General features: G+C 61.6%; 22 protein-coding genes. 13 read left to right on the top strand and 9 right to left on the bottom strand.

The features are described from left to right. Nucleotides 1–51: 51 nt before the first annotated feature. Genes carB through carA form a run of 4 tightly spaced genes read right to left on the bottom strand, consistent with a single transcriptional unit; the run spans nt 52 to nt 5,697 of the window. Nucleotides 52–3,387, bottom strand: a complete 3,336-nt coding sequence (carB, locus tag L1K66_RS09965; RefSeq protein ID WP_252257730.1) for a carbamoyl-phosphate synthase large subunit — start codon at nt 3,385–3,387, stop codon at nt 52–54. Next, entirely contained in the window at nt 3,387–3,923 is a 537-nt protein-coding gene (locus tag L1K66_RS09960; protein ID WP_252257729.1) for a hypothetical protein, read from the bottom strand. Before L1K66_RS09960 ends, carB begins: the two co-directional genes overlap by 1 nt. Next, entirely contained in the window at nt 3,920–4,519 is a 600-nt protein-coding gene (locus L1K66_RS09955) for a carbamoyl-phosphate synthase large subunit (RefSeq protein WP_252257727.1), read from the bottom strand. Before L1K66_RS09955 ends, L1K66_RS09960 begins: the two co-directional genes overlap by 4 nt. Then, nucleotides 4,516–5,697: a glutamine-hydrolyzing carbamoyl-phosphate synthase small subunit gene (gene carA / locus L1K66_RS09950; protein ID WP_252257726.1), complete on the bottom strand. Its 1,182-nt coding sequence runs from the start codon at nt 5,695–5,697 to the stop codon at nt 4,516–4,518. Before carA ends, L1K66_RS09955 begins: the two co-directional genes overlap by 4 nt. A gap of 160 nt (nt 5,698–5,857) precedes the next feature. Here carA and L1K66_RS09945 point away from each other — a divergent pair, with 160 nt between their 5' ends. From L1K66_RS09945 to rpoD, 3 genes are all read left to right on the top strand, one after another. Then, entirely contained in the window at nt 5,858–6,310 is a 453-nt protein-coding gene (locus L1K66_RS09945; RefSeq protein ID WP_252257724.1) for a GatB/YqeY domain-containing protein, read from the top strand. A 60-nt stretch (nt 6,311–6,370) separates the two neighbouring features. Continuing rightward, nucleotides 6,371–8,212, top strand: coding sequence for a DNA primase (gene dnaG, locus L1K66_RS09940; protein ID WP_252257723.1), 1,842 nt, complete (start codon nt 6,371–6,373; stop codon nt 8,210–8,212). Between the two features lie 110 nt (nt 8,213–8,322). After that, nucleotides 8,323–10,359 carry an RNA polymerase sigma factor RpoD gene (gene rpoD / locus L1K66_RS09935; RefSeq protein ID WP_252257722.1) on the top strand — a complete coding sequence of 679 codons (2,037 nt, stop codon included), beginning with the start codon at nt 8,323–8,325 and terminating at the stop codon, nt 10,357–10,359. A gap of 31 nt (nt 10,360–10,390) precedes the next feature. Here the strand turns inward: rpoD and L1K66_RS09930 are convergent, their stop codons facing one another. Next, complete coding sequence (locus L1K66_RS09930) at nt 10,391–11,443, bottom strand: sterol desaturase family protein (RefSeq protein ID WP_252257721.1); 1,053 nt, start codon at nt 11,441–11,443, stop codon at nt 10,391–10,393. A gap of 201 nt (nt 11,444–11,644) precedes the next feature. Here L1K66_RS09930 and parA point away from each other — a divergent pair, with 201 nt between their 5' ends. Both parA and L1K66_RS09920 read left to right on the top strand, forming a co-directional pair. Beyond that, a complete protein-coding gene (gene parA / locus L1K66_RS09925; protein WP_252257720.1) occupies nt 11,645–12,292 on the top strand; it encodes a ParA family partition ATPase in 648 nt (215 codons plus the stop codon). Further along, nucleotides 12,256–12,720 carry a hypothetical protein gene (locus L1K66_RS09920; protein WP_252257719.1) on the top strand — a complete coding sequence of 155 codons (465 nt, stop codon included), beginning with the start codon at nt 12,256–12,258 and terminating at the stop codon, nt 12,718–12,720. The genes parA and L1K66_RS09920 overlap by 37 nt, the downstream gene beginning before the upstream one ends. 5 nt (nt 12,721–12,725) lie before the next feature. Here L1K66_RS09920 and L1K66_RS09915 read toward each other — a convergent pair whose 3' ends face one another. Beyond that, a complete protein-coding gene (locus L1K66_RS09915) occupies nt 12,726–13,367 on the bottom strand; it encodes a hypothetical protein (RefSeq protein WP_252257718.1) in 642 nt (213 codons plus the stop codon). 202 nt (nt 13,368–13,569) lie between these two features. Between L1K66_RS09915 and L1K66_RS09910 the strand changes: the two genes are divergently transcribed. The 8 genes from L1K66_RS09910 (at nt 13,570) to L1K66_RS09875 (ending at nt 18,966) form a co-directional block, all read left to right on the top strand. Then, entirely contained in the window at nt 13,570–14,049 is a 480-nt protein-coding gene (locus L1K66_RS09910; RefSeq protein WP_034953953.1) for an RpiB/LacA/LacB family sugar-phosphate isomerase, read from the top strand. Continuing rightward, the gene (gene glyA / locus L1K66_RS09905) at nt 14,046–15,356 is read left to right on the top strand and encodes a serine hydroxymethyltransferase (RefSeq protein WP_330221224.1); all 1,311 of its coding nucleotides are present in this window, start codon (nt 14,046–14,048) and stop codon (nt 15,354–15,356) included. The genes L1K66_RS09910 and glyA overlap by 4 nt, the downstream gene beginning before the upstream one ends. 12 nt (nt 15,357–15,368) lie before the next feature. Then, nucleotides 15,369–15,830 (top strand): transcriptional regulator NrdR, encoded by a 462-nt coding sequence (nrdR, locus tag L1K66_RS09900; protein WP_252257717.1) that lies wholly within the window; start codon nt 15,369–15,371, stop codon nt 15,828–15,830. Nucleotides 15,831–15,834: 4 nt separating this feature from the next. Continuing rightward, nucleotides 15,835–16,593: an RNA methyltransferase gene (locus tag L1K66_RS09895; RefSeq protein ID WP_252257716.1), complete on the top strand. Its 759-nt coding sequence runs from the start codon at nt 15,835–15,837 to the stop codon at nt 16,591–16,593. A gap of 83 nt (nt 16,594–16,676) precedes the next feature. Then, the gene (locus tag L1K66_RS09890; protein ID WP_252257715.1) at nt 16,677–16,994 is read left to right on the top strand and encodes a hypothetical protein; all 318 of its coding nucleotides are present in this window, start codon (nt 16,677–16,679) and stop codon (nt 16,992–16,994) included. A gap of 86 nt (nt 16,995–17,080) precedes the next feature. After that, the gene (locus L1K66_RS09885; RefSeq protein WP_252257714.1) at nt 17,081–17,410 is read left to right on the top strand and encodes a hypothetical protein; all 330 of its coding nucleotides are present in this window, start codon (nt 17,081–17,083) and stop codon (nt 17,408–17,410) included. Between the two features lie 203 nt (nt 17,411–17,613). Then, a complete protein-coding gene (gene rpsD / locus L1K66_RS09880) occupies nt 17,614–18,228 on the top strand; it encodes a 30S ribosomal protein S4 (RefSeq protein WP_034953946.1) in 615 nt (204 codons plus the stop codon). Between the two features lie 102 nt (nt 18,229–18,330). Beyond that, nucleotides 18,331–18,966, top strand: coding sequence for an NAD(P)H-dependent oxidoreductase (locus tag L1K66_RS09875; RefSeq protein ID WP_252257713.1), 636 nt, complete (start codon nt 18,331–18,333; stop codon nt 18,964–18,966). On the opposite strand, the gene L1K66_RS09870 is transcribed toward L1K66_RS09875, so the two are convergent. From L1K66_RS09870 to L1K66_RS09860, 3 genes are all read right to left on the bottom strand, one after another. Then, nucleotides 18,963–19,265 carry a chorismate mutase gene (locus tag L1K66_RS09870; protein ID WP_034954745.1) on the bottom strand — a complete coding sequence of 101 codons (303 nt, stop codon included), beginning with the start codon at nt 19,263–19,265 and terminating at the stop codon, nt 18,963–18,965. The genes L1K66_RS09875 and L1K66_RS09870 overlap by 4 nt on opposite strands. Before the next feature lie 3 nt (nt 19,266–19,268). Continuing rightward, nucleotides 19,269–20,399 (bottom strand): tRNA guanosine(34) transglycosylase Tgt, encoded by a 1,131-nt coding sequence (tgt, locus tag L1K66_RS09865; protein WP_252257712.1) that lies wholly within the window; start codon nt 20,397–20,399, stop codon nt 19,269–19,271. A gap of 118 nt (nt 20,400–20,517) precedes the next feature. Further along, on the bottom strand, nt 20,518–21,045 hold the full coding sequence (locus L1K66_RS09860; RefSeq protein WP_034953942.1) for an outer membrane beta-barrel protein: 528 nt from the start codon (nt 21,043–21,045) through the stop codon (nt 20,518–20,520). Between the last annotated feature and the right edge of the window lie 137 nt (nt 21,046–21,182).

Raw genomic sequence — 21,182 nt, 5'->3', positions numbered from 1 at the left:
AAAGAGGCGGCCTTGAAATCTTCTGAATTTCAGGAGGGGCAGCTTGAATGCTTAGGTATAATAGTCCTGCAACGAACGGACTTCAAGTTGCGATGGCGTAATCGCCGCAATCGCCGCCGATGCTGCGCGTGAAGCGGCTGCCGTGGTGTAATACGGCACCTTCTTTTCAAGCGCAGTCGCCCGGATCGACTTGGAGTCCAGCAAGGATTGCCACCCTTCGGTGGTGTTGAAAATCAGCGCCACTTCCCCGTCGATGATCTTGTCGACGATATGCGGCTGACCTTCCGCCACCTTGTTGACGCGTTCGACCGGTAGGCCCTGTTCGGCCAGATAGCTTTGCGTGCCACCGGTGGCGATCACGCTGAAGCCCTGATCGATCAGGTTCTTCACCGCCGGCACGATCCCGGCCTTGTCCGAATTCTTGACCGATACAAACACCGTTCCTTCACGCGGCAGGATCATGCCGGCGCCAATCTGCGATTTCAGGAAGGCGGCTTCGAAATTGGTGTCGATCCCCATCACTTCCCCGGTTGATTTCATTTCCGGGGTCAGGATCGGATCGGCTCCGGGGAAACGGCTGAACGGGAAGACCGCTTCCTTCACCGCCATATAGGGCAGATCGCGGCGGAACGGTTCGAATTCGGCGAGCTTCGCCCCTGCCATGACCCGCGCAGCGATCTTGGCGACGGGCTGGCCGATAGCCTTGGCGACGAAAGGCACGGTGCGGCTGGCACGGGGGTTCACCTCGATCAGGTAAACCTCCCCGTCCTTCACCGCGAACTGCACATTCATCAGCCCGCGAACACCCAGCGCGCGGGCAAGCGCTTCGGCCTGCCGCTCCATCTCGGCGACGATTTCTGCGGGCAGCGAATAGGGCGGCAGAGTGCAGGCGCTGTCGCCCGAATGGACCCCGGCTTCCTCGATATGCTGCATAACGCCCGCGATGCGGACTTCGTCTCCGTCGCACAATGCATCGACATCGCATTCGATCGCATCGCGCAGATATTGGTCGACCAGAACCGGGCTGTCGCCGGACACGGTCACGGCGGTCTTGATGTAGTCATCGAGCTGGGCTTCGGAATCGACGATCTCCATCGCCCTCCCTCCAAGCACGAAGCTGGGGCGCAGCAGCACCGGATAGCCGATCCGCGCAGCCACCGCTGCCGCTTCGTCGCGGGTATAGGCGATGCCGTTGTCGGGCTGTTTCAGCTTCAGCTTGTCGACCAGCTTGGCAAACCGTTCGCGGTCTTCGGCATGGTCGATCGCGTCGGGCGAGGTGCCAAGGATCGGGATGCCTGCATCTTCCAGCGCCTGCGCCAACTTAAGCGGGGTCTGTCCGCCGAACTGGACGATCACGCCCAGCAATTCGCCCGCCTGCTGTTCAACCCGCAGGATTTCGAGGACGTCTTCGGCGGTCAGCGGCTCGAAATAGAGACGGTCGGAAGTGTCGTAATCGGTCGAGACGGTTTCCGGGTTGCAATTGACCATGATCGTCTCGAACGCTGGGCCGTGCCACTCCTCGCCGAGCGCAAAGCAGGCGTGGACGCAGCAGTAATCGAATTCGATCCCCTGCCCGATCCGGTTCGGTCCGCCGCCGAGGATGACGATCTTCTTGCGGTCAGACGGCGCAGCCTCGCATTCGGCCTGCCCGAAGGTGGGCGCTTCATAGGTCGAATACATGTACGGCGTGATCGCCTCGAACTCGGCAGCGCAGCTGTCGATCCGCTTGAACACGGGCAGCACGCCAAGCTTGTGGCGCAGTTTGCGCACTTCGTCCTCGCTCGTCGCACCGGCCATCGCCACCAGCGCATCGTGGAGCAGACCTGAACGGCGCGCCTGCGTTTCCGCAAGACCGCCCGCCACACCAACCGAACGCACCGCCAGTGTCGCAAGCCGCTTGTCGGAGAAACCCATCGCCTTCAACCGGCGAAGCGCGGCGGCATCGTTGGGTAGACCGTCCGACTGCACTTCGCGTTCGGCCGCGATGATCGCCTCGATCTGACGCAGGAACCACGGATCATATCCGGTGACGGCGTTGATATCCTCAACGCTCAATCCTTCGCGGAACGCCTGCCCCACTTTCAGCAGCCGGTCGGGCGTGCGGCGCGAGATCGCGGCGGTGATGACATCGCGGGCCACGCCTTCGAGTTCTGGCACGCGGTTGAACCCGTCCAGCCCCGTCTCCAATCCCCTCAGCGCCTTTTGCAGGCTTTCCTGGAAGTTGCGGCCAATCGCCATCACTTCGCCGACCGATTTCATCGCCGTGGACAGAGCGGCTTCGGATCCCTTGAACTTTTCAAAGGCGAAACGCGGGATCTTGGTGACGACGTAATCGATCGTCGGCTCGAAACTGGCAGGCGTCGCGCCGGTGATTTCGTTGGTGATCTCATCCAGCGTGTAACCGACCGCCAGTTTCGCCGCGACACGCGCGATGGGGAAGCCGGTGGCCTTGGACGCGAGCGCAGACGAACGCGACACCCGCGGGTTCATCTCGATCACGATCAGACGGCCATCCTTGGGATTGACCGCGAACTGCACGTTCGAGCCGCCCGTCTCCACGCCGATTTCGCGCAGCACCTCGATGCTCGCGGTGCGCATGATCTGGTATTCCTTGTCCGTCAGCGTCAGTGCCGGGGCGACGGTGATGGAGTCCCCGGTGTGCACGCCCATCGGATCGACGTTCTCGATGGAGCAGATGATGATCGCATTGTCCTTGCGATCGCGCACCACTTCCATCTCGTACTCTTTCCAACCGAGCAGCGATTCCTCGATCAGCACTTCGGTGGTGGGGGACGCGTCGAGCCCTTCGCGTACGATCCGTTCGAATTCCTGAGTGTTGTAGGCGATACCCCCGCCCGTCCCGCCAAGCGTGAAGCTGGGACGGATGATCGCGGGCAGCCCGGTGCGTTCCAGCACTTCACGCGCCTGATCCAGCGTGTTGGCCACGCCCGAACGCGCGCTTTCCAGCCCGATCTTGTCCATCGCCTCACGGAAACGCTGGCGGTTTTCGGCCTTGTCGATCGCATCGGCTTTCGCGCCGATCATCTCGACCCCGTATTTCTCCAGCGTCCCCTCCGCATCCAGCGCCAGTGCGCAATTCAGCGCTGTCTGCCCGCCCATCGTCGGCAGCAGCGCGTCGGGCCGTTCCTTGGCGATGATCTTGGCCACGATTTCGGGCGTGATCGGCTCGATATAGGTGGCGTCGGCAAACTCCGGATCGGTCATGATCGTCGCCGGGTTCGAATTGACGAGGATGACGCGATAGCCCTCCTCCTTCAGCGCCTTGATCGCCTGTGTGCCCGAATAATCGAACTCGCAGGCCTGCCCGATGATGATCGGGCCAGCGCCAATGACGAGGATGGAGGAGATGTCGGTGCGTTTGGGCATCAGTTCTGGTTCTCGTTTTCGCCGGAATTGTCTGTGTCGCCAGAGGCGTCGGGTTCTGGTTCAGCGGGCACGGGGCTCGCGGTAAAATCGATCAGGCGCATTCCGGCCTTCTGCCGTTCGCACCCGGCCGTTGCGATTTCGCCTGCTGCAATCGCTTCGCCGCGCACGCGGTAAAGCGCGGGGTCGCGGCCCATGTAGAAGGCGCCATTTTCATCAACAGGCGTCGCCATGAAATTGTCTACAGCTGTGGAGGCTTGATTGGTCTGCCTGCGTTCGCGCGTTCCGGCGGTTTCGTCCGCCCCCGCAACCGTCAACGCCTGCAAATCCTCAAGGCTGAGCTTGGTAATGTCATAGGTGTAAGTCGGAACCAGCACATCTTCGTCAGCGGCTTCAGCCAGCAAATCGCGCTGTTTTGCGGCAACACGGCCAAGGCAGGCTTCCAGCGTTTCCTCGCCCTCACGCGGGTCTTCGGGAAACAGCAATTCGCAGCCTGGGAGCGCGGCAAGTGCGGTGATTGCAATGGCAGCCCGGATCATCCCTCGCCTCCCATAGCTGGCTCGAACGCGAAGCTGATGCGGGTGTAGCGCCCGACATAGGGCAGCACATCGGGCCGCGAAATCGCATTGCCATAAACAAAGGTGCAATTGCGGCGAATATCGATCAGCCGATCCCCGTCGCGCACGAGGATATAGCTGAGGACGTAATGCTGGCGCGGATTGGCACGGCGGCCGACCACGTCGAGCTGGCGCATCGTATCCGAATAATCGCGCAAGGCATCCATATCGACAAAGCCCTGCGCCTCCCGCAGATCGGCGTTGATCGCGTGCTTGGCTTCGGGATCGAATTCGTCCTCGGAAAATGCTCCGTCAGCGGCGACCACGCGGCAATCCATGCGCCCGGCAACGGGTTTGTCGCTGTCTTCGCGAAACAGGATTGGCCGCCAGAAAGCGACCACCGGAAGGCCGCTCGCCCCCCGTTCGATAGTCACTCCGCCATCACCCTGAAACGCCACGCCCTCGACGATTTCCGCACCGGGCCATTCAGACACGGGAGGCGGGATCATCGCCGGGTTCTGAGCGATCAGGCCCGACGACGTAAGTAGAGAGGCAAAGGCGATCAGACGCGTGATCACCCCAGCCCCCCAACAAACTTCTCGAACAGGTAGAAACTGTCCTGCGGCCCCGGCGATGCCTCGGGGTGATACTGCACGCCGAACGCGCGTTTGCCTTTCACCGCGATGCCGCAGTTCGATCCGTCGAACAGGCTGACGTGGGTCTGCTCGACCTCGGGCGGGAGGGTGTCGGCATCGACTGCGAAGCCGTGGTTCATCGAAGTGATCTCGACCAGTCCTGAAGTCTCACCCCAGCCTTCACCCACGCGCTGAACCGGGTGGTTCGCGCCGCGGTGGCCCTGATGCATCTTCACCGTCTTTGCACCCGCTGCCAGCGCCAGCATCTGGTGGCCAAGGCAGATGCCGAACAGCGGCATGTCTGCATCCAGCAGCGCCTTGATCACCGGCACGGCATATTGACCCGTCGCCGCCGGATCGCCGGGGCCGTTCGAGAGGAACACGCCATCGGGCTTCAGCGCCATGATCTCGTCAAACGAAGTCTTGGCCGGAACTACCGTCACCTTCGCCCCGGCCTTCACCAGATTGCGGAAGATGTTGTCCTTCGCGCCGTAGTCCACCGCGACAACGTGCGGCTTGTTCGACCAATCCGCACGGGCATAGCCGTGGCCCAGACGCCAGTATCCCCCGGCCCAATCCTCGCGCTCCTCACGGGTGACGCGCACGGCGAGATCCATCCCTTCAAGCCCCGCCCACTCCTGCGCGCGGGCGATCAGCGCGGGAATGTCGAACTTGCCATCAGGCGCATGGGCGATCACCGCATTGGGTGCGCCCGAGAGGCGGATGCGGCGGGTCAGTGCACGGGTATCGACACCCGACAGGCCGATCTTGCCGTTGCTTTCCATCCACTTCGCGAAACCTTCCACGCTGCGGAAATTGCTCGGCGCGGTCACATCTTCGCGCACGACGCAGCCGACTGCTCCTTCGACCCGGCTTTCGATATCTTCGGGATTGGCACCGACATTGCCGATATGCGGGAAGGTGAAGGTGACGATCTGCGCCGCGTAACTGGGATCGGTCATCACTTCCTGATAGCCCGTCATCGCGGTGTTGAAGCACACTTCGCCTACCGAGCTGCCCTCGACGCCGAAGCCCTTGCCCCAGATTACCGTGCCATCGGCCAGAACGAGACAACCCGTCGCATCTTTCGGTTGCGCAGGAGTAGATGCGGTGTCGGCCATGAGGCGCTCCGTTCAGAGTGATTTCCAGCAATGTCGCTAAGTCTCACCCGCTAAGCGCACACCGCCCCCTCGTCAACCTAGGCGAGACCCTCGCAATGCGTTAGAGCGCGCCCATATACCGATCCATCCACAGTTAAACCCAGACACAAGAGTTCAAGAAATGATCCGCGACGACATCAAGGCCGCCACCATCACCGCCATGAAAGCCGGCGAAAAGGACCGCACAGCGGCGCTTCGCCAGATCTCGGCCAAGATCAAGGACCGCGATATCGAGGAGCGCACCAGCGGCAAGGAAATCCCTGACGACGAACTGGTGACGAGCGTGCTCCAGAAAATGGCGAAGCAGCGCCGCGAATCGATTGAGATGTACGAAAGCGGCGGTCGTCAGGAACTGGCTGACAAGGAAAAGGCCGAGCTTGCCGTGATCGAGGAATTCCTGCCGCAGATGATGAGCGAGGAAGAAACCAAGGCTGCGATCGAGGCGATCAAAGCCAAAACCGGCGCTTCTTCAATGGCCGACATGGGCAAGGTCATGGGCGCGCTGAAAGCGAAGCACGGCGCGGTGCTCGACGGGAAGCTGGCAAGCGGCCTCGTCAAGGCTGCCCTGAGTTAAGAACAGACTGCTCCACAATGTGCGCTTGAACGCTGCGGCGTTCGGGCGCACTAAACGCTGATGGCCATCACCCCGCAATGGAAGGACGAGCTGCGCGCGCGGATCACGCTATCCACCGTGATCATGCGCACGACCAAGCTCACCAAGGCGGGTCGCGAATGGAAAGGGTGCTGCCCGTTCCATGACGAAAAGACGCCAAGCTTCTACGTTAACGATCAAAAGCAGTTCTATCACTGCTTTGGCTGCGGCGCGCATGGCGATGTCATCAGCTGGATGACGGAACAGCGCGGCCTGTCCTTCATCGACGCGGTAAAGGAACTGGCGGCGGAAGCCGGGATGGAAGTCCCCGCACCTGATCCGGTCGCGGCGCAAAAGGCGGAAAAGCGCGCCGAACTGGTCGATGTGACAACAGAGGCGCAGGACTGGTTCGTGCACAATCTGCACAGCGGCGCGGGCCGTGCGGCGGCGAAATACCTCAATGATCGCGGGCTGAAGCCGGAAACCCTGCGCGAATTCGGTTTCGGATACGCTCCTGAAAGCAAACAGGCACTGCCAAGTGCCCTGCCCCGTTTCGATGACAGAATGCTGGTCGAAAGCGGGATGAGAATCCGCAAAGATGACGGCACCACCTATGATCGCTTTCGCGACCGGATCATGCTGCCGATCCAGGACGCGCGCGGCCGGGTGATCGCGTTCGGCGGGCGCATTCTCGAAAAGCGCGATGGGGTCGCCAAGTATCTTAATTCGCCCGACACGCCGTTGTTTGACAAGGGGCGCACGCTCTACAATCTGCACCGTGCCGCGCCTGCTTCGCGTCAGACAGGCCGGGTCGTGGTGGTCGAAGGGTACATGGACGTGATCGCGCTGGCTCAGGCCGGGATCGCCGATGCCGTCGCGCCGCTCGGCACTGCTCTTACGGAAATGCAGCTGGAGATGCTTTGGCGCATGGTGGAAGTGCCGGTGCTGTGCTTTGACGGCGACGCCGCGGGACAGCGCGCCGCTATTCGTGCCGTCTCTCGCGCCCTGCCGATGCTGGCGCCAATGCGGTCACTTGCCATCGTACGATTGCCTGCGGGGCTCGATCCGGATGACCTGATCAGGCAGCAAGGGGCTGCCGCAATGGAAAAGCTGCTCGCCCAGCCCGCCAGCCTGCTCGACACGCTGTGGGAATACGAACGCGACGCAAAGCCGCTGAACAGTCCAGAGGCCAAGGCCGGATTGAAAGCGCGGCTGATGGAGCATGTCGATACGATTCAGGACAGCGACATCCGCGCGCTATACCGCCGCGAATTGCTCGATCGGTTCTCTGCCTTCGCCTATCCGCCGCGTGAACCGCGCCAGCAACGCTCGCACGGTGGCTGGACGGCTGCCAAACCGGCGCAATCGGGCCTTTCGCAATCGGCTCGCGACTTGTTGCAACGAGCCATGGCGGGCGGCCAGCGCGAAGGCCTTTTGTCGGCGGTGATTGCCGGACTGGTGCGCCATCCGGGAGAAATTTCGCGCCACTCGGAGAGCCTCTCCCGGCTCGCCCGGCTTGACCCAAAAGTCGCGCCTGCAATCGAATCGTTGATTGAACTGTCGGAAACGCTTGATTCGCAGCCGCCAAACGCCATATCTGGCGTGCAAGGCTATCCTGCCCCACCGGAAGACCAACGCTACGCCTTCCTCAGAGAAGGCACATCCCCCGGTGAAGCGCGCGAGGAATTGGCCGAAGCTGTATCGCTGCTGGCCCTCAAGCCAGCGCTCGAAGCTGCTATGGCGGCAACGATCGCTCGGTTTGACGAGGACCCCGAAGGGTGCCTTGCAGAACAGGCTCGCTTGCGTGAACAGCTCACGACAGTTGACGAGCGGCTGAAGGCATTCGGGCGCAGGAAGGCCGGGACCCCGGCCGAACAGGATTAAGCCGGCACAATATTTGCCGGTGTGGGATAAACATTTGTGGCTTGGCCGATGCTGCTCGCGGCATTGAACAACTCCGGACAGGTCACACGGGAACGGACTGAAAAGACTACATGGCCTCGACCGCAAATTCCGCCGACAAAGACGACGCCCCGCTGATCGATCTCAACGAAGCTTCGGTGAAGAAGCTGATGAGCAAGGCGAAGAAGAAGGGCTACATCACCTATGATGAGCTGAACGAGGCGCTGCCCTCTGGCGAGATGAGCCCCGACCAGATCGAGGACATCCAGACCGCGCTTTCGGAAATGGGTGTCCAGATCGTCGAGAATGACGAGGAGGCGGAAGCCGAGGCAGAGGCCGATTCCGAAGTCGATGAAGTTGATGTCGACGACGATGATGAGGACAAGAAGGCGTCTCGCAAGGACGCCAAGGCCAGCCCGGCCAAGAAAGCGGCAACCGGTGAACGCACCGACGATCCGGTGCGGATGTACCTGCGCGAAATGGGCGCGGTCGAACTGCTCAGCCGCGAAGGCGAAATCGCCATTGCCAAGCGGATCGAGGCCGGGCGCGACATGATGATCATGGGCCTGTGCGAAAGCCCGATCACCTTCCACGCGATCATCCAGTGGTCCGAAGCGCTCAATTCCGAAGACATGCAGCTGCGCGAGATCCTCGATCTCGACGCGATGCTTTCCAAGGAACCGCCGGCCGACAAGATGGCGGACGATGCCGACGATGACGATGACGACGGCGAAATCTCAGAAGCCACCGCAGGCCCGACCATCCGCGAGGATGACGAAGTCGAGGACGAACCCGAGGAAGACGGTGACGACGAGGACGGCGAAGGCCGGTCCAAGCGCGACGATGATGACGAGGAAGACAACACGCTCTCCCTCGCGCAGATGGAAGCCGCGCTGAAGCCTGACGCGATTGAACGCTTCGCCCGCATCACCAAGCTGTTCAAGACCTTCGAAAAGCTTCAGGCCGAGCGCGTCGAAACCCTTTCCGCCGGCAATGAATTCCCCAAGGCCAAGGAAAAGAAGTACGAGGAACTGTCCGAACAACTCACCGCCGAGGTCGAGAGCGTCCAGTTCCACGCGACCAAGATCGAATTCCTGGTCGACAACCTTTACGCCTTCAACCGTCGCCTGACCGCGCTTGGTGGTCAGATGTTGCGCCTTGCCGAAAGGCACAAGATCAAGCGCATCGACTTCCTCAATTCCTACGTCGGAAACGAGTTGGACGACGCATGGATCAAGGAAAAGGCAAAGAAGGACAAGAAGTGGGCCGCCTTCGCCGAGAAGGAAGAGGACGCGATCGAGCGCATCCGTTCGGAAATCGCCGATATCACCTCACAGACGGGCATGTCGCTCCCGGAATTCCGTCGCATCGTCAACATGGTGCAGAAGGGCGAGCGTGAAGCCCGCATCGCGAAGAAGGAAATGGTCGAGGCGAACCTGCGCCTGGTGATTTCCATCGCCAAGAAATACACTAACCGCGGCCTGCAATTCCTTGATCTTATTCAGGAAGGCAACATCGGCCTGATGAAGGCGGTCGACAAGTTCGAATACCGTCGCGGCTACAAGTTCAGCACCTATGCGACGTGGTGGATCCGTCAGGCGATCACCCGCTCGATCGCCGATCAGGCGCGCACCATCCGTATTCCGGTCCACATGATCGAGACGATCAACAAGCTGGTCCGCACTTCCCGCCAGTTCCTGCACGAGGAAGGCCGCGAGCCGACCCCTGAGGAAATGGCAGCACGCCTTTCGATGCCGCTCGAAAAAGTGCGCAAGGTGATGAAGATCGCCAAGGAGCCGATCTCCCTCGAAACGCCCATCGGGGACGAGGAAGATTCACACCTCGGCGATTTCATCGAGGACAAGAACGCGATCATTCCGGTGGATGCCGCGATTCAAGCGAACCTCAAGGAAACCGTTACCCGCGTCCTTGCATCGCTCACCCCGCGCGAAGAGCGCGTGCTGCGCATGCGTTTCGGCATCGGCATGAACACCGATCATACGCTGGAGGAAGTCGGCCAGCAGTTCTCGGTGACCCGCGAACGTATCCGCCAGATCGAAGCCAAGGCGCTGAGGAAGCTTAAGCACCCGAGCCGGTCGCGCAAAATGCGGTCGTTCCTGGATCAGTAATACACGAAAGGCCCCGCTTCGGCGGGGTTTTTCACGGACTGCGCGCGAACGGCCACACCAGCTGCCGTGCCCAGCCTACAGGTCCGCGCTCCCCGGTGAGGCCATAGCCCGCAGGCCAGCGGTATTCCGGCATGTGGTATGTCCCGAACCAGCGATCGATCATCGGCAGGTGCACGGCGAAGTTCACGTCCCGCGCTTCCTCCTCCACCCCATGATGCCAGTGGTGGAACCGGGGCATGGCAATCCACCGCTCCAGCCCGCCCAGGCGCGGTGCAAAATTGGCATGGATGAACACCGCGTGGAAGCTCACCAGTGCTAGATAGGCATAGACCACGCTCTGGGCGAAACCCGCTACCAGCAGCGCCAGCAGCACCAGCCCGCGCGTGACGATGACGTCAAACAGATGGAGGCGCGATCCGGCAAGCCAGTCCATCGCCTCGATGGAGTGGTGCACCTTGTGGAAGCGCCACAGGAACGGAACGGCGTGAAAGGCGCGGTGCACGCCATATTGGGCGAGATCCGCCACCAGCACCGCCAGGCCGAACTGAACCAGCCACGGCAGGCTCTGGACGAACGCCTGCGCCGAAGGCACCGCCAGCAGCGCGCCCAGCACCACAGCAGGGGCGAGCACCGCCACACTCATTACCTGCACGAGCCCATGGCTCGCAAAGAAATACTGGGTGTCGGTAAGCCAACCGGCCCGAAACGCGCCCTGCCCGCGCCGTAAGGGAAAAGCCTTCTCCAGCGGCACGAACAGGCCCGCCGTCGTCAACACGCCCAGCACAAACCAATCGAGGCCGAGATAGATGTCTTCACCTTCGTTCGGGCCAAGGGGCGCATCACCTCCGCCCAATGCCATGGCAATCGCCGCCATCGCCAATCCGGTCAGCCCCAATCGCTTGCGCTTTCGAAGCACCATCGACAGGCCCGCCAGTGCCAGCGAAGCCCAGATGCCTGCATTGATCGCCAACCGGATGTATTCGAGCGGATAGAGTGCGCGCAGTTCCGGAAGCGTCAGCCATTGGGGAAATCGCAGCGCAAGCACCGAAAGGCTCGCGAGAATGCCGAGCACGATGGACAGCACGCCGCTCAACCAGCCATGGCCGAAACTGCGTTTGGCACCATCGGAAAAGATGCGATTGAGCCAGAGCTCCAGAGCCTGCGTCAGTCCCGCCTCCTGTTCCCGGCAATTTCTTTCGAAAAGTGGACTATTGCAAGCAAGACTGACAAATACGTGATTGGGAGAAAAAGAAACGTCCAGTCTCGTTCAAGGGTTCAGCCTGCCATGTCCAAATCTGCTCCCACAACTATCGCCATCGTCTCCCAGAAAGGGGGCTCGGGCAAAACAACGCTCGCCGTCCATTTGGGCACGCGCGCTGCGCAGTCCAAGCATGAGAGTTGCATCATCGACCTCGATCCGCAGGCGACAGCGGCGGCATGGTCGGACTGGCGCGGGGACTTTTTGCCCGTTGTCGTTACCGCGCCCCCTGCCCGGCTGACTCGCACCATCGAAAGCGCGAAAAAGAACGGCGTTGATTTCGTCGTGATCGACACGCCTCCGCACGCCGATGCAGCCGCGCGAGAGGCCATCAAGGCGGCGGACATCGTGCTGATCCCGACGAAGCCGCGTGCCTTCGATCTGGCCGCGCTTGAACCGATTGCCGATCTGGTCGGCTTCGCCAAGACGCCTGCCTTTGTGGTGCTCAACGCGGTTCCGTCCGGCGCGACCGTGCTGGCGGAGGAAGCACGCAAGGTCGCCGGCGGCATGGGGCTGGAAATCTGCCCGGTCGAAATCGGCGATCGCGCCGCGTTCCATCGCTCCAGTGCAAAGGGCGAAACCGCGGCGGAAATCGATCCCTCGGGCAAAGCTGCGGAAGAGATAGAGGCGCTGTGGAAATGGCTGAAGAAGACGCTCAAGAAACAGAAGAAGTGACCCCCAAGGCGCCGCAGCGCCTGCCCACTCCCGAAGAACGCGGCTGGAGCGCGGGCGATCTGCTCGCCAATCGCCCCTTCGTCATCTGCGTCCTGTATCTTTGCACCTATTTCACGGTGTTTTCCTGCGTCGTCGGCGTGGTGCTCGCTTATGTCTTTTACGACAGCAAGTCAGAGGAATGGGAGCGCAGCCAGTTCCAGTATCTGATCCGGACGTTCTGGATCATGGTCGGATCATTCGTGATCGCGGTTTTCTGCGGTCTCGCCGTGCTGATCAGCAAGGGTGAAGATGGCGGCATAGTCGGCGTGCTGCTGATTGCATTGATGGCATTTGCTGCGTTCATTCTGGCCGCGGCGCGCACTGTCTACGCAATGCTGAACGCGGTGCGGCACAAGCCGATGCCGCGCCCGCGCACCTTGCTGATCTGACGGGTCTAATACCGCCGGTAACGATCATCCTCGAAAGTCCGGGCGTGAAGGCCGTATTTCAGCTTGAAATCCTCGGGCACTTCGGGCGCGGGCGCTATCGGCAACCGGGCAAAGCCTCTGCGAGCGCGGTCGATTTCATGCGCCGGGATCGGAGACCACTCGATCGTGTTGCGCGCCGTAAGTGCGAAATCGCCCGCATCGGTCAGCGAACCCGCACGAACCTCGAAGCTGGGCGCATCTTCGCCATAGCCGCGTGACGGGCGCGAGAGCACTTCGGCCCCGGCAATCCCCTGAACGTCGATCAGGCAGCGTTCGTCCTCTGCAGGCACCTTGGGACAATTCATGCCGTGCGCGACAAGCCGGTAGGTGCCCGGCGCAAGCTGATACGCCCTGATCTGGTATTCGACCGTGTCGTTGCCGAAAGCGAAGAAGCCCTGCCGCCGCTCAAACCGCACGACATCGCGATCATTGGTGATGCTGCCCCCTTCACGCAGGAAATACACCTGCAGCGGATCGTCAAGATACAGCTCGCTGCGGATCGAAATGATCACCGCGCCATAGCCGTCATCCACCGCGCTGGCGCGAGACACGCGCTCTGCCGCCACGCCCGGATCGGCCAGTGCAGGCGCAGCCGCTAGGCCAGTCATGCAGGCAAACAAAAGGGCGGGGAGAATGATGCGCATGGATGCGATACCCGGATTTCTTTGAGCGACGGCCAAAGGAATGAAACATGATGACCTGCGGCACAAGGGGCACAATCGGCGAAATCTCAGCGTCAGGCTGCTTCTGGCGTAGAAAAGCGGCATTCGCGGGGTGGAGTTGCGACCGGAGGCCCTCTATGGAGCGCGCATGCGTATAGCCATTGCATCCGATCACGCCGCCACTGATCTGAAGGCCGAACTGGCCGAATGGTTGATGGACGAAGGCCACGAAGTCGCCGACCTCGGCCCCGACGAAGGGGAGAGCGTCGATTATCCCGATTACGGCTACAAACTTGCTGAAGTGGTGGCCGACGGCACCGCGCAATTCGGCATCGCCTTGTGCGGCAGCGGGATCGGCATATCGATTGCGGTGAACCGTCACCCGGCGGTGCGATGCGCCAACGTGTCCGAGCCGCTTTCTGCGGCGCTGGCACGGGAACACAACAACGCCAATTGCATTGCCCTTGGTGCGCGACTTGTCGGCATCGAAATGGCGAAGTCCTGCGTAGCTACATTCCTGAACACCGATTTTGCCGATGCGGACAATCCGGCTGGCCGCCACCAGCGTCGCGTCGCAAAACTCGGCAATCCACCCACCGGCCCCGACCATATCGAGACCCACCAATGAGCACCCAGCCTGATCACTCGACCGACCCGATGCACGGTTTCTGGCACGATGACCTTGCCACTGCCGATCCCGAAATCGCAGCCGCCATCGGCAAGGAACTGAAGCGGCAACAGGACAAGATCGAACTGATCGCGTCGGAAAACATCGCATCGAAGGCTGTGCTCGAAGCGACCGGCAGCGTCTTCACCAACAAATACGCCGAAGGGTATCCGGGCAAGCGGTATTACGGCGGCTGCGACTATGCCGACGTGGTCGAAACGCTGGCGATCGAACGCGCCAAGCAGCTGTTCGGATGCAACTTCGCCAACGTCCAGCCCAACAGCGGCAGCCAGATGAATCAGGCCGTGTTCCTCGCCCTGCTCAATCCGGGCGATACCTTCATGGGCCTCGACCTGAATTCAGGCGGACACCTCACCCACGGCTCACCCGTCAATATGAGCGGCAAGTGGTTCAACGTCGTATCCTATGGCGTGAGCCAGGGTGACGAATTGATCGACATGGACGAGGTCGCCGCCAAGGCACGCGAGCACAAGCCAAAGATCATCATCTGCGGCGGCACCGCCTATTCGCGCACATGGGACTTCCCGGCATTCCGCGCCATCGCCGATGAAGTGGGCGCGGTGCTGCTGTGCGATATGAGCCACATTTCCGGCCTCGTCGCGGGCGGCGCGCATCCTTCGCCCTTCCCGCATTGCGACATCGTAACCTCCACCACGCACAAAAGCCTGCGCGGCCCCCGCTCGGGCATCATTCTGTGGAATGACGAGAAGTTCACCAAGCCGCTGAACATGGCCGTTTTCCCTGGCCTGCAGGGTGGCCCGCTGATGCATGTCGTCGCGGCTAAGGCGGTTGCCTTCCGTGAAGCGCTGCGCCCCGAGTTCAAGACTTATGCCCATCGAATCGTGGAAAATGCGCGCGCACTGGCTTCCAGCCTTGAAGAAAACGGCCTGCGGATCGTTTCGGGCGGCACGGACAACCACTCGATGCTGGTCGATCTGACGGCCAAGGACGTGACCGGCAAGGACGCCGAAAAGGGTCTCGATCGCGCCTGGCTGACCTGTAACAAGAACGGCATCCCCTTCGACACCCGCTCACCCTTCGTCACCAGCGGCATCCGCCTTGGCACGCCCGCGGGCACGACCCGCGGCTTTGGCCCGGTCGAATTCCGCAAGGTGGGTGAGTTGATCGCACGCGTGGTCGACGGCCTTTCAAAGAACGGCCCCGAAGGCGATGCGCAGATCGAAGAGCAGGTGCGCGGCGAAGTTGCGAAGCTTTGCACAGCCTTCCCGGTTTACCCGGAAAGCTGAGCCGGCCCTGCCATGCGCTGCCCGTTTTGCGCCCATGACGACACGCAGGTGAAGGATTCGCGCCCGACCGAGGATTCAACCTCGATCCGGCGCCGTCGTCAGTGTTCGTCCTGCGGAGCTCGCTTCACCACCTTTGAACGCGTGCAATTGCGCGAAGTGACCGTGGTAAAATCGGGCGATCGGCGCGAAGCCTTCGACCGGTCGAAAATCGAGCAGTCTGTCGCGCTCGCCTGTCGCAAACGCAATGTGACTCAGGAACGGATCGACCAGCTGATCTCAGGCATCCAGCGGCAGGTGGAAACCGCCGGAGAACCCGAGGTTCCTTCCGCGCGTATCGGCGAAATGGTGATGGAAGGGCTGAAGCAGATCGATTCGGTCGCCTACATCCGCTTCGCCAGCGTCTACCGCGACTTTTCCGAAGCGAAGGACTTTGAGGAATTCGCCAGCACGGTAGCCGAAGCGGCGAAGGAATAGACCGGTGGCCGACGAAGCCAGCAAGCCCATCATCGTGCTCGTGCGCCCGCAACTGGGCGAGAACATAGGCAAGGCGGCGCGCGCCATGCTCAATTTCGGGCTCACCGAAATGCGCATCGTCAACCCGCGCGACGGCTGGCCCAACCCTTCGGCCGGGCCGGCTGCGGCGGGGGCTGATTTCGTGCTGGATCAGGCAAAGATCTATGACACGGCCGCCGAAGCCGTCGCCGATTGCGAACACGTCTATGCCACCACGGTGCGCAAGCGCGGAGTGACCAAGCCGGTCGTCGGGGCAGATGGGGCCGCACGGCTGATGCACGCCAATCCGGGCCGTCACGCCGTGCTGTTCGGGCGCGAGGCATCGGGCCTTGAAACCGAGGACGTGGCCCTTGCCCGCCACATCCTGACCGTGCCGATCAATCCCGAATTCGGCTCGCTGAACCTCGCGCAGGCGGTGATCCTTGTGGCCTATGAATGGTCGCGCATCGGGCGCGAACTGACCGAAGACCTTACAGGGCTGGTCCAGCCCACTGCCGAAGAGGAAACCCTGCCCCCTGCCCCGCAGGACGAGCTCGAAGGGTTGATCGGGCATTTCGAGAAGTTGCTGGAGCCGAGAGGGTATTTCCTTCCTGCAAGTCGCCGAGAAGCGACCGCACGCACTCTTCGCAGTGTTCTGACCAAACCGGGCTGGAACCATCTCGAGGTTCGCACCCTGCGAGGCATATTGAGCACACTTGAACGCGAACCGCGAAATCTCGATTGATTTCTGCCAGTTCCGCGCTGGACATGGCCGCGCCGCCTCGTTAGCCCTTGTCTCTCCCTCTCCCCTAAGCTGTGAGAATATCGATGAAAATGCTCCCACCGCTCGCTGCGGCTGCCGCCCTTCTTGTGTTCGCCGCTCCTGCCTTGTCGAACCCGGCACAGGATGCGCCCGCTCAGCAGCAAACCGAGCAAGAGCAGCCTGCCAACGAGCAGACCGCCCCGGCTGTGATCGAAATCCCGGCCATCACCGCTCCTGATGCCGCCCCGGCCGAAACCACCGACGCGCCCGAAGCGGAGGAAGAGCTTATCTGCCGCAGCATCCGCCTCGACATGTCGAGCCGCCGCAAGACCCGCGTGTGCCGCACCGAGGAAGGCTGGCGCCAGCTCAACCAGCAGCGGTGATCGATCTTCGGGCGGACGAAAACGCCCGTTCATTTAAGGGCAAGGTGAAATCCGCAAAACTTTGAACCTCTTAGAAGGAGGTCGCCATGTCTTTTCTGATTGCTGCTGCGGTTTTGCCGCTCGTTCCCGTTGCCGCTGATGATGCGCGTTTCGAAAAGCGTGGGACATTCGTCTCGCCAGGAGCGGTTGCAGTGCTCGAACAGGGCGAGGACTCGGTCTATTGCCTCGATCGCTCGCGATACGAGCGTTATCGCTCAATCTGCTTGACCAAGGCGGAGTGGGTCCAGGCGATCGCGTTGGCCGAAACCGCACCAAAGAGCGGCCCGCGTCCCTTCATTCCGCAACCTGGCAATAGTGGGTTTGGTGGCAATCACCGAGGCTTTGGAAACCGCAATTTTTCCGTCTCTCATCGATAGGCGTACAAACACCTCAGGCGCTTCACGGCCATAGACCACATCTGAAACTTGACGCGCGGACGCGCCCCGGCTAAGGGCGCGCGTTCGCAGATTGGCCCCGCACCCCGGTGAAGCAGTGGCCGCACAAGACAATTGCTCTTGTGGTGCGATGCCGGGTTCAAAGGTCACCAGCGGGGTGATCCAGCAAATTGAAGGAAAGACTTATGTCGAAGCGCAAGAGCGCCAAGTACAAACTCGACCGCCGGATGGGTGAAAACATCTGGGGTCGCCCGAATTCCCCGGTCAACAAGCGTTCCTACGGCCCGGGCCAGCATGGTCAGCGTCGCAAGAGCAAGATGAGCGACTTCGGCCTGCAGCTGCGCGCCAAGCAGAAGCTCAAGGGCTATTACGGCGACGTCACCGAAAAGCAGTTCCGCGCCACCTACAAGGCTGCGGCTCGCATGAAGGGCGACACCGGCCAGAACCTGATCGGCCTGCTCGAGCGTCGTCTCGACATGATCGTTTACCGCGCCAAGTATGCGCCGACGATCTTCGCCGCGCGCCAGCTCGTCAGCCACGGCCACATCTACGTCAATGGTGTGAAGTGCAACATCGCCTCGCGTCGCTGCGACGTGGGCGACGTGATCAGCCTCGGCAACAAGGCCAAGGAAATGGCACTCGTGATCGAAGCACAGAGCCTGCCCGAGCGTGAAATCCCTGACTATGTCGCGCCCGACGGCAACGACAAGGTGCAGTTCACCCGCGTGCCGAAGCTCGACGAAGTGCCCTACCCGGTCACCATGGAACCGAACCTGGTCGTCGAATTCTATTCGCGCTGATCATTCGGCACATCCGGAACAAGAAAGGGCGGCCTTGCGGGGCCGCCCTTTTCTTTTGTGCCGTGTGCAGTCATGCTGCGGAATATATTCCGGGAGAACCCTATGAAAGTGCTGCTGGTTGACGGCCATCCCGACACGGACAGGTATTGCACACACCTGCTCGACATTTATCAGGCCGCGCTGCCAAAAGATGCCGAGGTAAACCGTGTCGCCGTACGCGACATGGAGTTCTCACCCAATCTCAGCCACGGCTATCGCATCCGCACTGATTGGGAACCGGATGTCGCCGCCTTTGCGGAGCAACTGGACGCCTGCGACCACGTCACTTTCGTGTTCCCGATGTGGTGGGGCGCAGAACCCGCGCTGCTGAAGGGCTTGCTGGACCGGGTGCTGCTGCCCGGTTTCACCTTTGCCTATCACGAAAACGACACATGGTGGGATCGCAACATGGCGGGACGATCAGCCGACGTGATCATCACCATGGACACCCCGCCGATCTTCCTGTGGCTGGCCTATGGCAATTCCATCATCAAGCGCTGGAAAGGGCAAATTCTGGAGTTTTGCGGAATGAAGCCGGTGCGCATCCTGCCGATTGGGCAGGTCAAGTTCGGCGGCGCGGAAAAGCATGCCGCGAAATGGACCGCGAAGATCGAGAAGCTGGCCCGAACGGTCAGACAGGTCGAACCGGCCAAGAAGCAGCTTCGCCTCGACGCGTTCCTTGGCCGCAAGCAGGCCTAGTCCCTGATACGGTCCCACTCGACGAATTCATAGGCGATCGAGCCTTCGACCAGACGCTCCCAGATGTCGGCGATGACGTCGCCGGGAATGCCGCGCGCTTCTGCATCCTTCACCGCCTGATCGATGACATAGGCCTTGCGCTCTTCATCGCGCACGGCATCGCGCGTCCCCTTGATCCGGGCAGCAGCGCGCATGTAGCCGAAGCGGCGATCAAGCAGCGCGACCAGCTCCCGGTCCGTCGCATCGACACCCGCGCGCACATCGATCATGGTTTCACAGTCTTCGGGCAGCTTTGGCATCAATCACGTACTTCCAAGGTAGTTGCGCCGGAATTCGGCGGCAAAGTCGGCAAAACGCCCCGCCCCAATGGCATCGCGCATCGCCTGCATCAAGGCTTGGTAAAACCACAGATTGTGTTCCGTCACCAGCATCGCGCCAAGGATTTCGCCGCTCTTGTGCAGGTGATGGAGATAGGCGCGCGAATAATGGGTGCAGGCGGAACAGCCGCATTTATCGTCGAGCGGGCCGGTGTCCTCCGCATGGCGGGCGTTGCGCAGGTTAAGCGGGCCGTTCCAGGTGAAGGCCTGCCCGTTGCGCCCCGAGCGCGTCGGCAGGACGCAATCGAACATGTCGATCCCGCGTTCGACTGCGCCCACCAGATCATCGGGCTTGCCCACCCCCATCAGGTAGCGCGGACGATCAACCGGAAGCATGTCGGGCGCGTAATCGAGCACCCCAAACATCGCCTCCTGCCCCTCACCCACGGCAAGTCCGCCCATGGCATAGCCGTCGAAACCGATGTCGGTCAGTTTCTGCGCGCTGATAGCCCGCAATTCGCGGTCAAGTGCGCCTTGCTGAATCCCGAACAGCGCGGCGCGCGCCGCATGTTCCTCGCCGCTGTTGAACCCGTCGCGACTGCGGCGTGCCCAGCGCATCGAGAGTTCCATGCTGTCGGCAATTTCGTCGCGGGGACGGTCGGCGCGGGGGCATTCGTCAAACGCCATGACGATATCGGAACCGAGCAACCGCTGGATTTCCATTGATCGTTCAGGCGTCAGCATATGCTTCGACCCGTCGATATGGCTGCGGAATTCGACGCCCCGCTCCGTCAGCTTGCGCAGCTCGGAAAGGCTCATCACCTGATAGCCGCCGCTGTCGGTCAGGATCGGGCGATCCCAGTTCATGAAGCGGTGCAGCCCGCCAAGCCGCGCCACCCGTTCCGCTCCGGGCCGGAGCATCAGGTGATAGGTGTTGCCAAGGATGATGTCGGCACCCGTGGCGCGTACGGCTTCGGGCTTCATCGCCTTGACCGTGGCAGCGGTGCCGACGGGCATGAATGCGGGCGTGCGGATTTCCCCGCGCATCATCTCGATTACGCCGGTTCGCGCCTTGCCGTCAGTGGCATGAAGGGTGAAGGAAAAGCGGGTCGCCATGGCCGCCCGCTCTAGTGTCTCGCCCAAGGATGTCGAGTGGGAAGTCGGCCCGAGGGCAATGGCGAAATGGCAGAGACGGTCGCGAAACCACCCCTGCCATCGGATCAGTCAGGGCTGATCAGAAGTTGAACAACAGACCCACGGTTGCGCGGGTCGAATCGAACGAGATCGTGTCCACGCCAGCCCGCATACGGATCGGCCCGTCGCCAAGCCCGAATTCGACACCGGCGCCCACAAGGTAATCGCCATCGGTATCGTCCAGCCCGACAACGGCGGGAGTGACGAACCGGCCGAGATCAACGTCGACTTCCTGATAGCCGCCGCGAACGAACAGCTTGCCAGATTGGCCGACGCGCACGCCTGCGCGGGCTGCAACGCCGTATTCGCTGTCGATCGCGCCATCGCCGAGGTGGAAGTTGCCCTCTGCCCCGACAAAGAAGGTGTCGCCAACCGGGACGTCCACACCCGCGACGACACCGTAAATGCCGCCATCGTCGCCCGGCAGGCCGATTCCGAGATCGTGAATACCGGCAGAGGCGCCGATATAGGTTTCTACTGCGGGGGTGTCGTTCGACTGCGCCTGAGCCGCAGCCGGAAGTGCCATCGCGCCCATCGCAGCAAGCGTGGTGAATGCGATTTTCCTCATGTTCTCATATCCTTTCACATTACCGCCGCAGGGGGCGCGACGGCATGCAAGTGGCTATGAATCCGGGGATTTCTGCGAGGTGAATGAATGCACCAAGGGTGCATGAGAGCCGATGAAACGCCGGAAATGTTCGACCA

Source organism: Erythrobacter aurantius (genome assembly GCF_023823125.1).
Taxonomy (GTDB): Bacteria; Pseudomonadota; Alphaproteobacteria; order Sphingomonadales; family Sphingomonadaceae; genus Erythrobacter; species Erythrobacter aurantius.
Note: the sequence above shows the minus strand (reverse complement) of the source record. Positions and strands in the feature narration are given on the sequence as shown.

Coding starts and splice junctions, on each gene's coding strand:
- carB (WP_252257730.1), bottom strand. CDS start 3,387: ATGCCCAAACGCACCGACATCTCCTCCATCCTCGTCATTGGCGCTGGC.
- L1K66_RS09960 (WP_252257729.1), bottom strand. CDS start 3,923: ATGATCCGGGCTGCCATTGCAATCACCGCACTTGCCGCGCTCCCAGGC.
- carA (WP_252257726.1), bottom strand. CDS start 5,697: ATGGCCGACACCGCATCTACTCCTGCGCAACCGAAAGATGCGACGGGT.
- L1K66_RS09945 (WP_252257724.1), top strand. CDS start 5,858: ATGATCCGCGACGACATCAAGGCCGCCACCATCACCGCCATGAAAGCC.
- dnaG (WP_252257723.1), top strand. CDS start 6,371: ATGGCCATCACCCCGCAATGGAAGGACGAGCTGCGCGCGCGGATCACG.
- rpoD (WP_252257722.1), top strand. CDS start 8,323: ATGGCCTCGACCGCAAATTCCGCCGACAAAGACGACGCCCCGCTGATC.
- parA (WP_252257720.1), top strand. CDS start 11,645: ATGTCCAAATCTGCTCCCACAACTATCGCCATCGTCTCCCAGAAAGGG.
- L1K66_RS09920 (WP_252257719.1), top strand. CDS start 12,256: ATGGCTGAAGAAGACGCTCAAGAAACAGAAGAAGTGACCCCCAAGGCG.
- L1K66_RS09915 (WP_252257718.1), bottom strand. CDS start 13,367: ATGACTGGCCTAGCGGCTGCGCCTGCACTGGCCGATCCGGGCGTGGCG.
- L1K66_RS09910 (WP_034953953.1), top strand. CDS start 13,570: ATGCGTATAGCCATTGCATCCGATCACGCCGCCACTGATCTGAAGGCC.
- glyA (WP_330221224.1), top strand. CDS start 14,046: ATGAGCACCCAGCCTGATCACTCGACCGACCCGATGCACGGTTTCTGG.
- nrdR (WP_252257717.1), top strand. CDS start 15,369: ATGCGCTGCCCGTTTTGCGCCCATGACGACACGCAGGTGAAGGATTCG.
- L1K66_RS09890 (WP_252257715.1), top strand. CDS start 16,677: ATGAAAATGCTCCCACCGCTCGCTGCGGCTGCCGCCCTTCTTGTGTTC.
- L1K66_RS09885 (WP_252257714.1), top strand. CDS start 17,081: ATGTCTTTTCTGATTGCTGCTGCGGTTTTGCCGCTCGTTCCCGTTGCC.
- rpsD (WP_034953946.1), top strand. CDS start 17,614: ATGTCGAAGCGCAAGAGCGCCAAGTACAAACTCGACCGCCGGATGGGT.
- L1K66_RS09875 (WP_252257713.1), top strand. CDS start 18,331: ATGAAAGTGCTGCTGGTTGACGGCCATCCCGACACGGACAGGTATTGC.
- L1K66_RS09870 (WP_034954745.1), bottom strand. CDS start 19,265: ATGCCAAAGCTGCCCGAAGACTGTGAAACCATGATCGATGTGCGCGCG.
- tgt (WP_252257712.1), bottom strand. CDS start 20,399: ATGGCGACCCGCTTTTCCTTCACCCTTCATGCCACTGACGGCAAGGCG.
- L1K66_RS09860 (WP_034953942.1), bottom strand. CDS start 21,045: ATGAGGAAAATCGCATTCACCACGCTTGCTGCGATGGGCGCGATGGCA.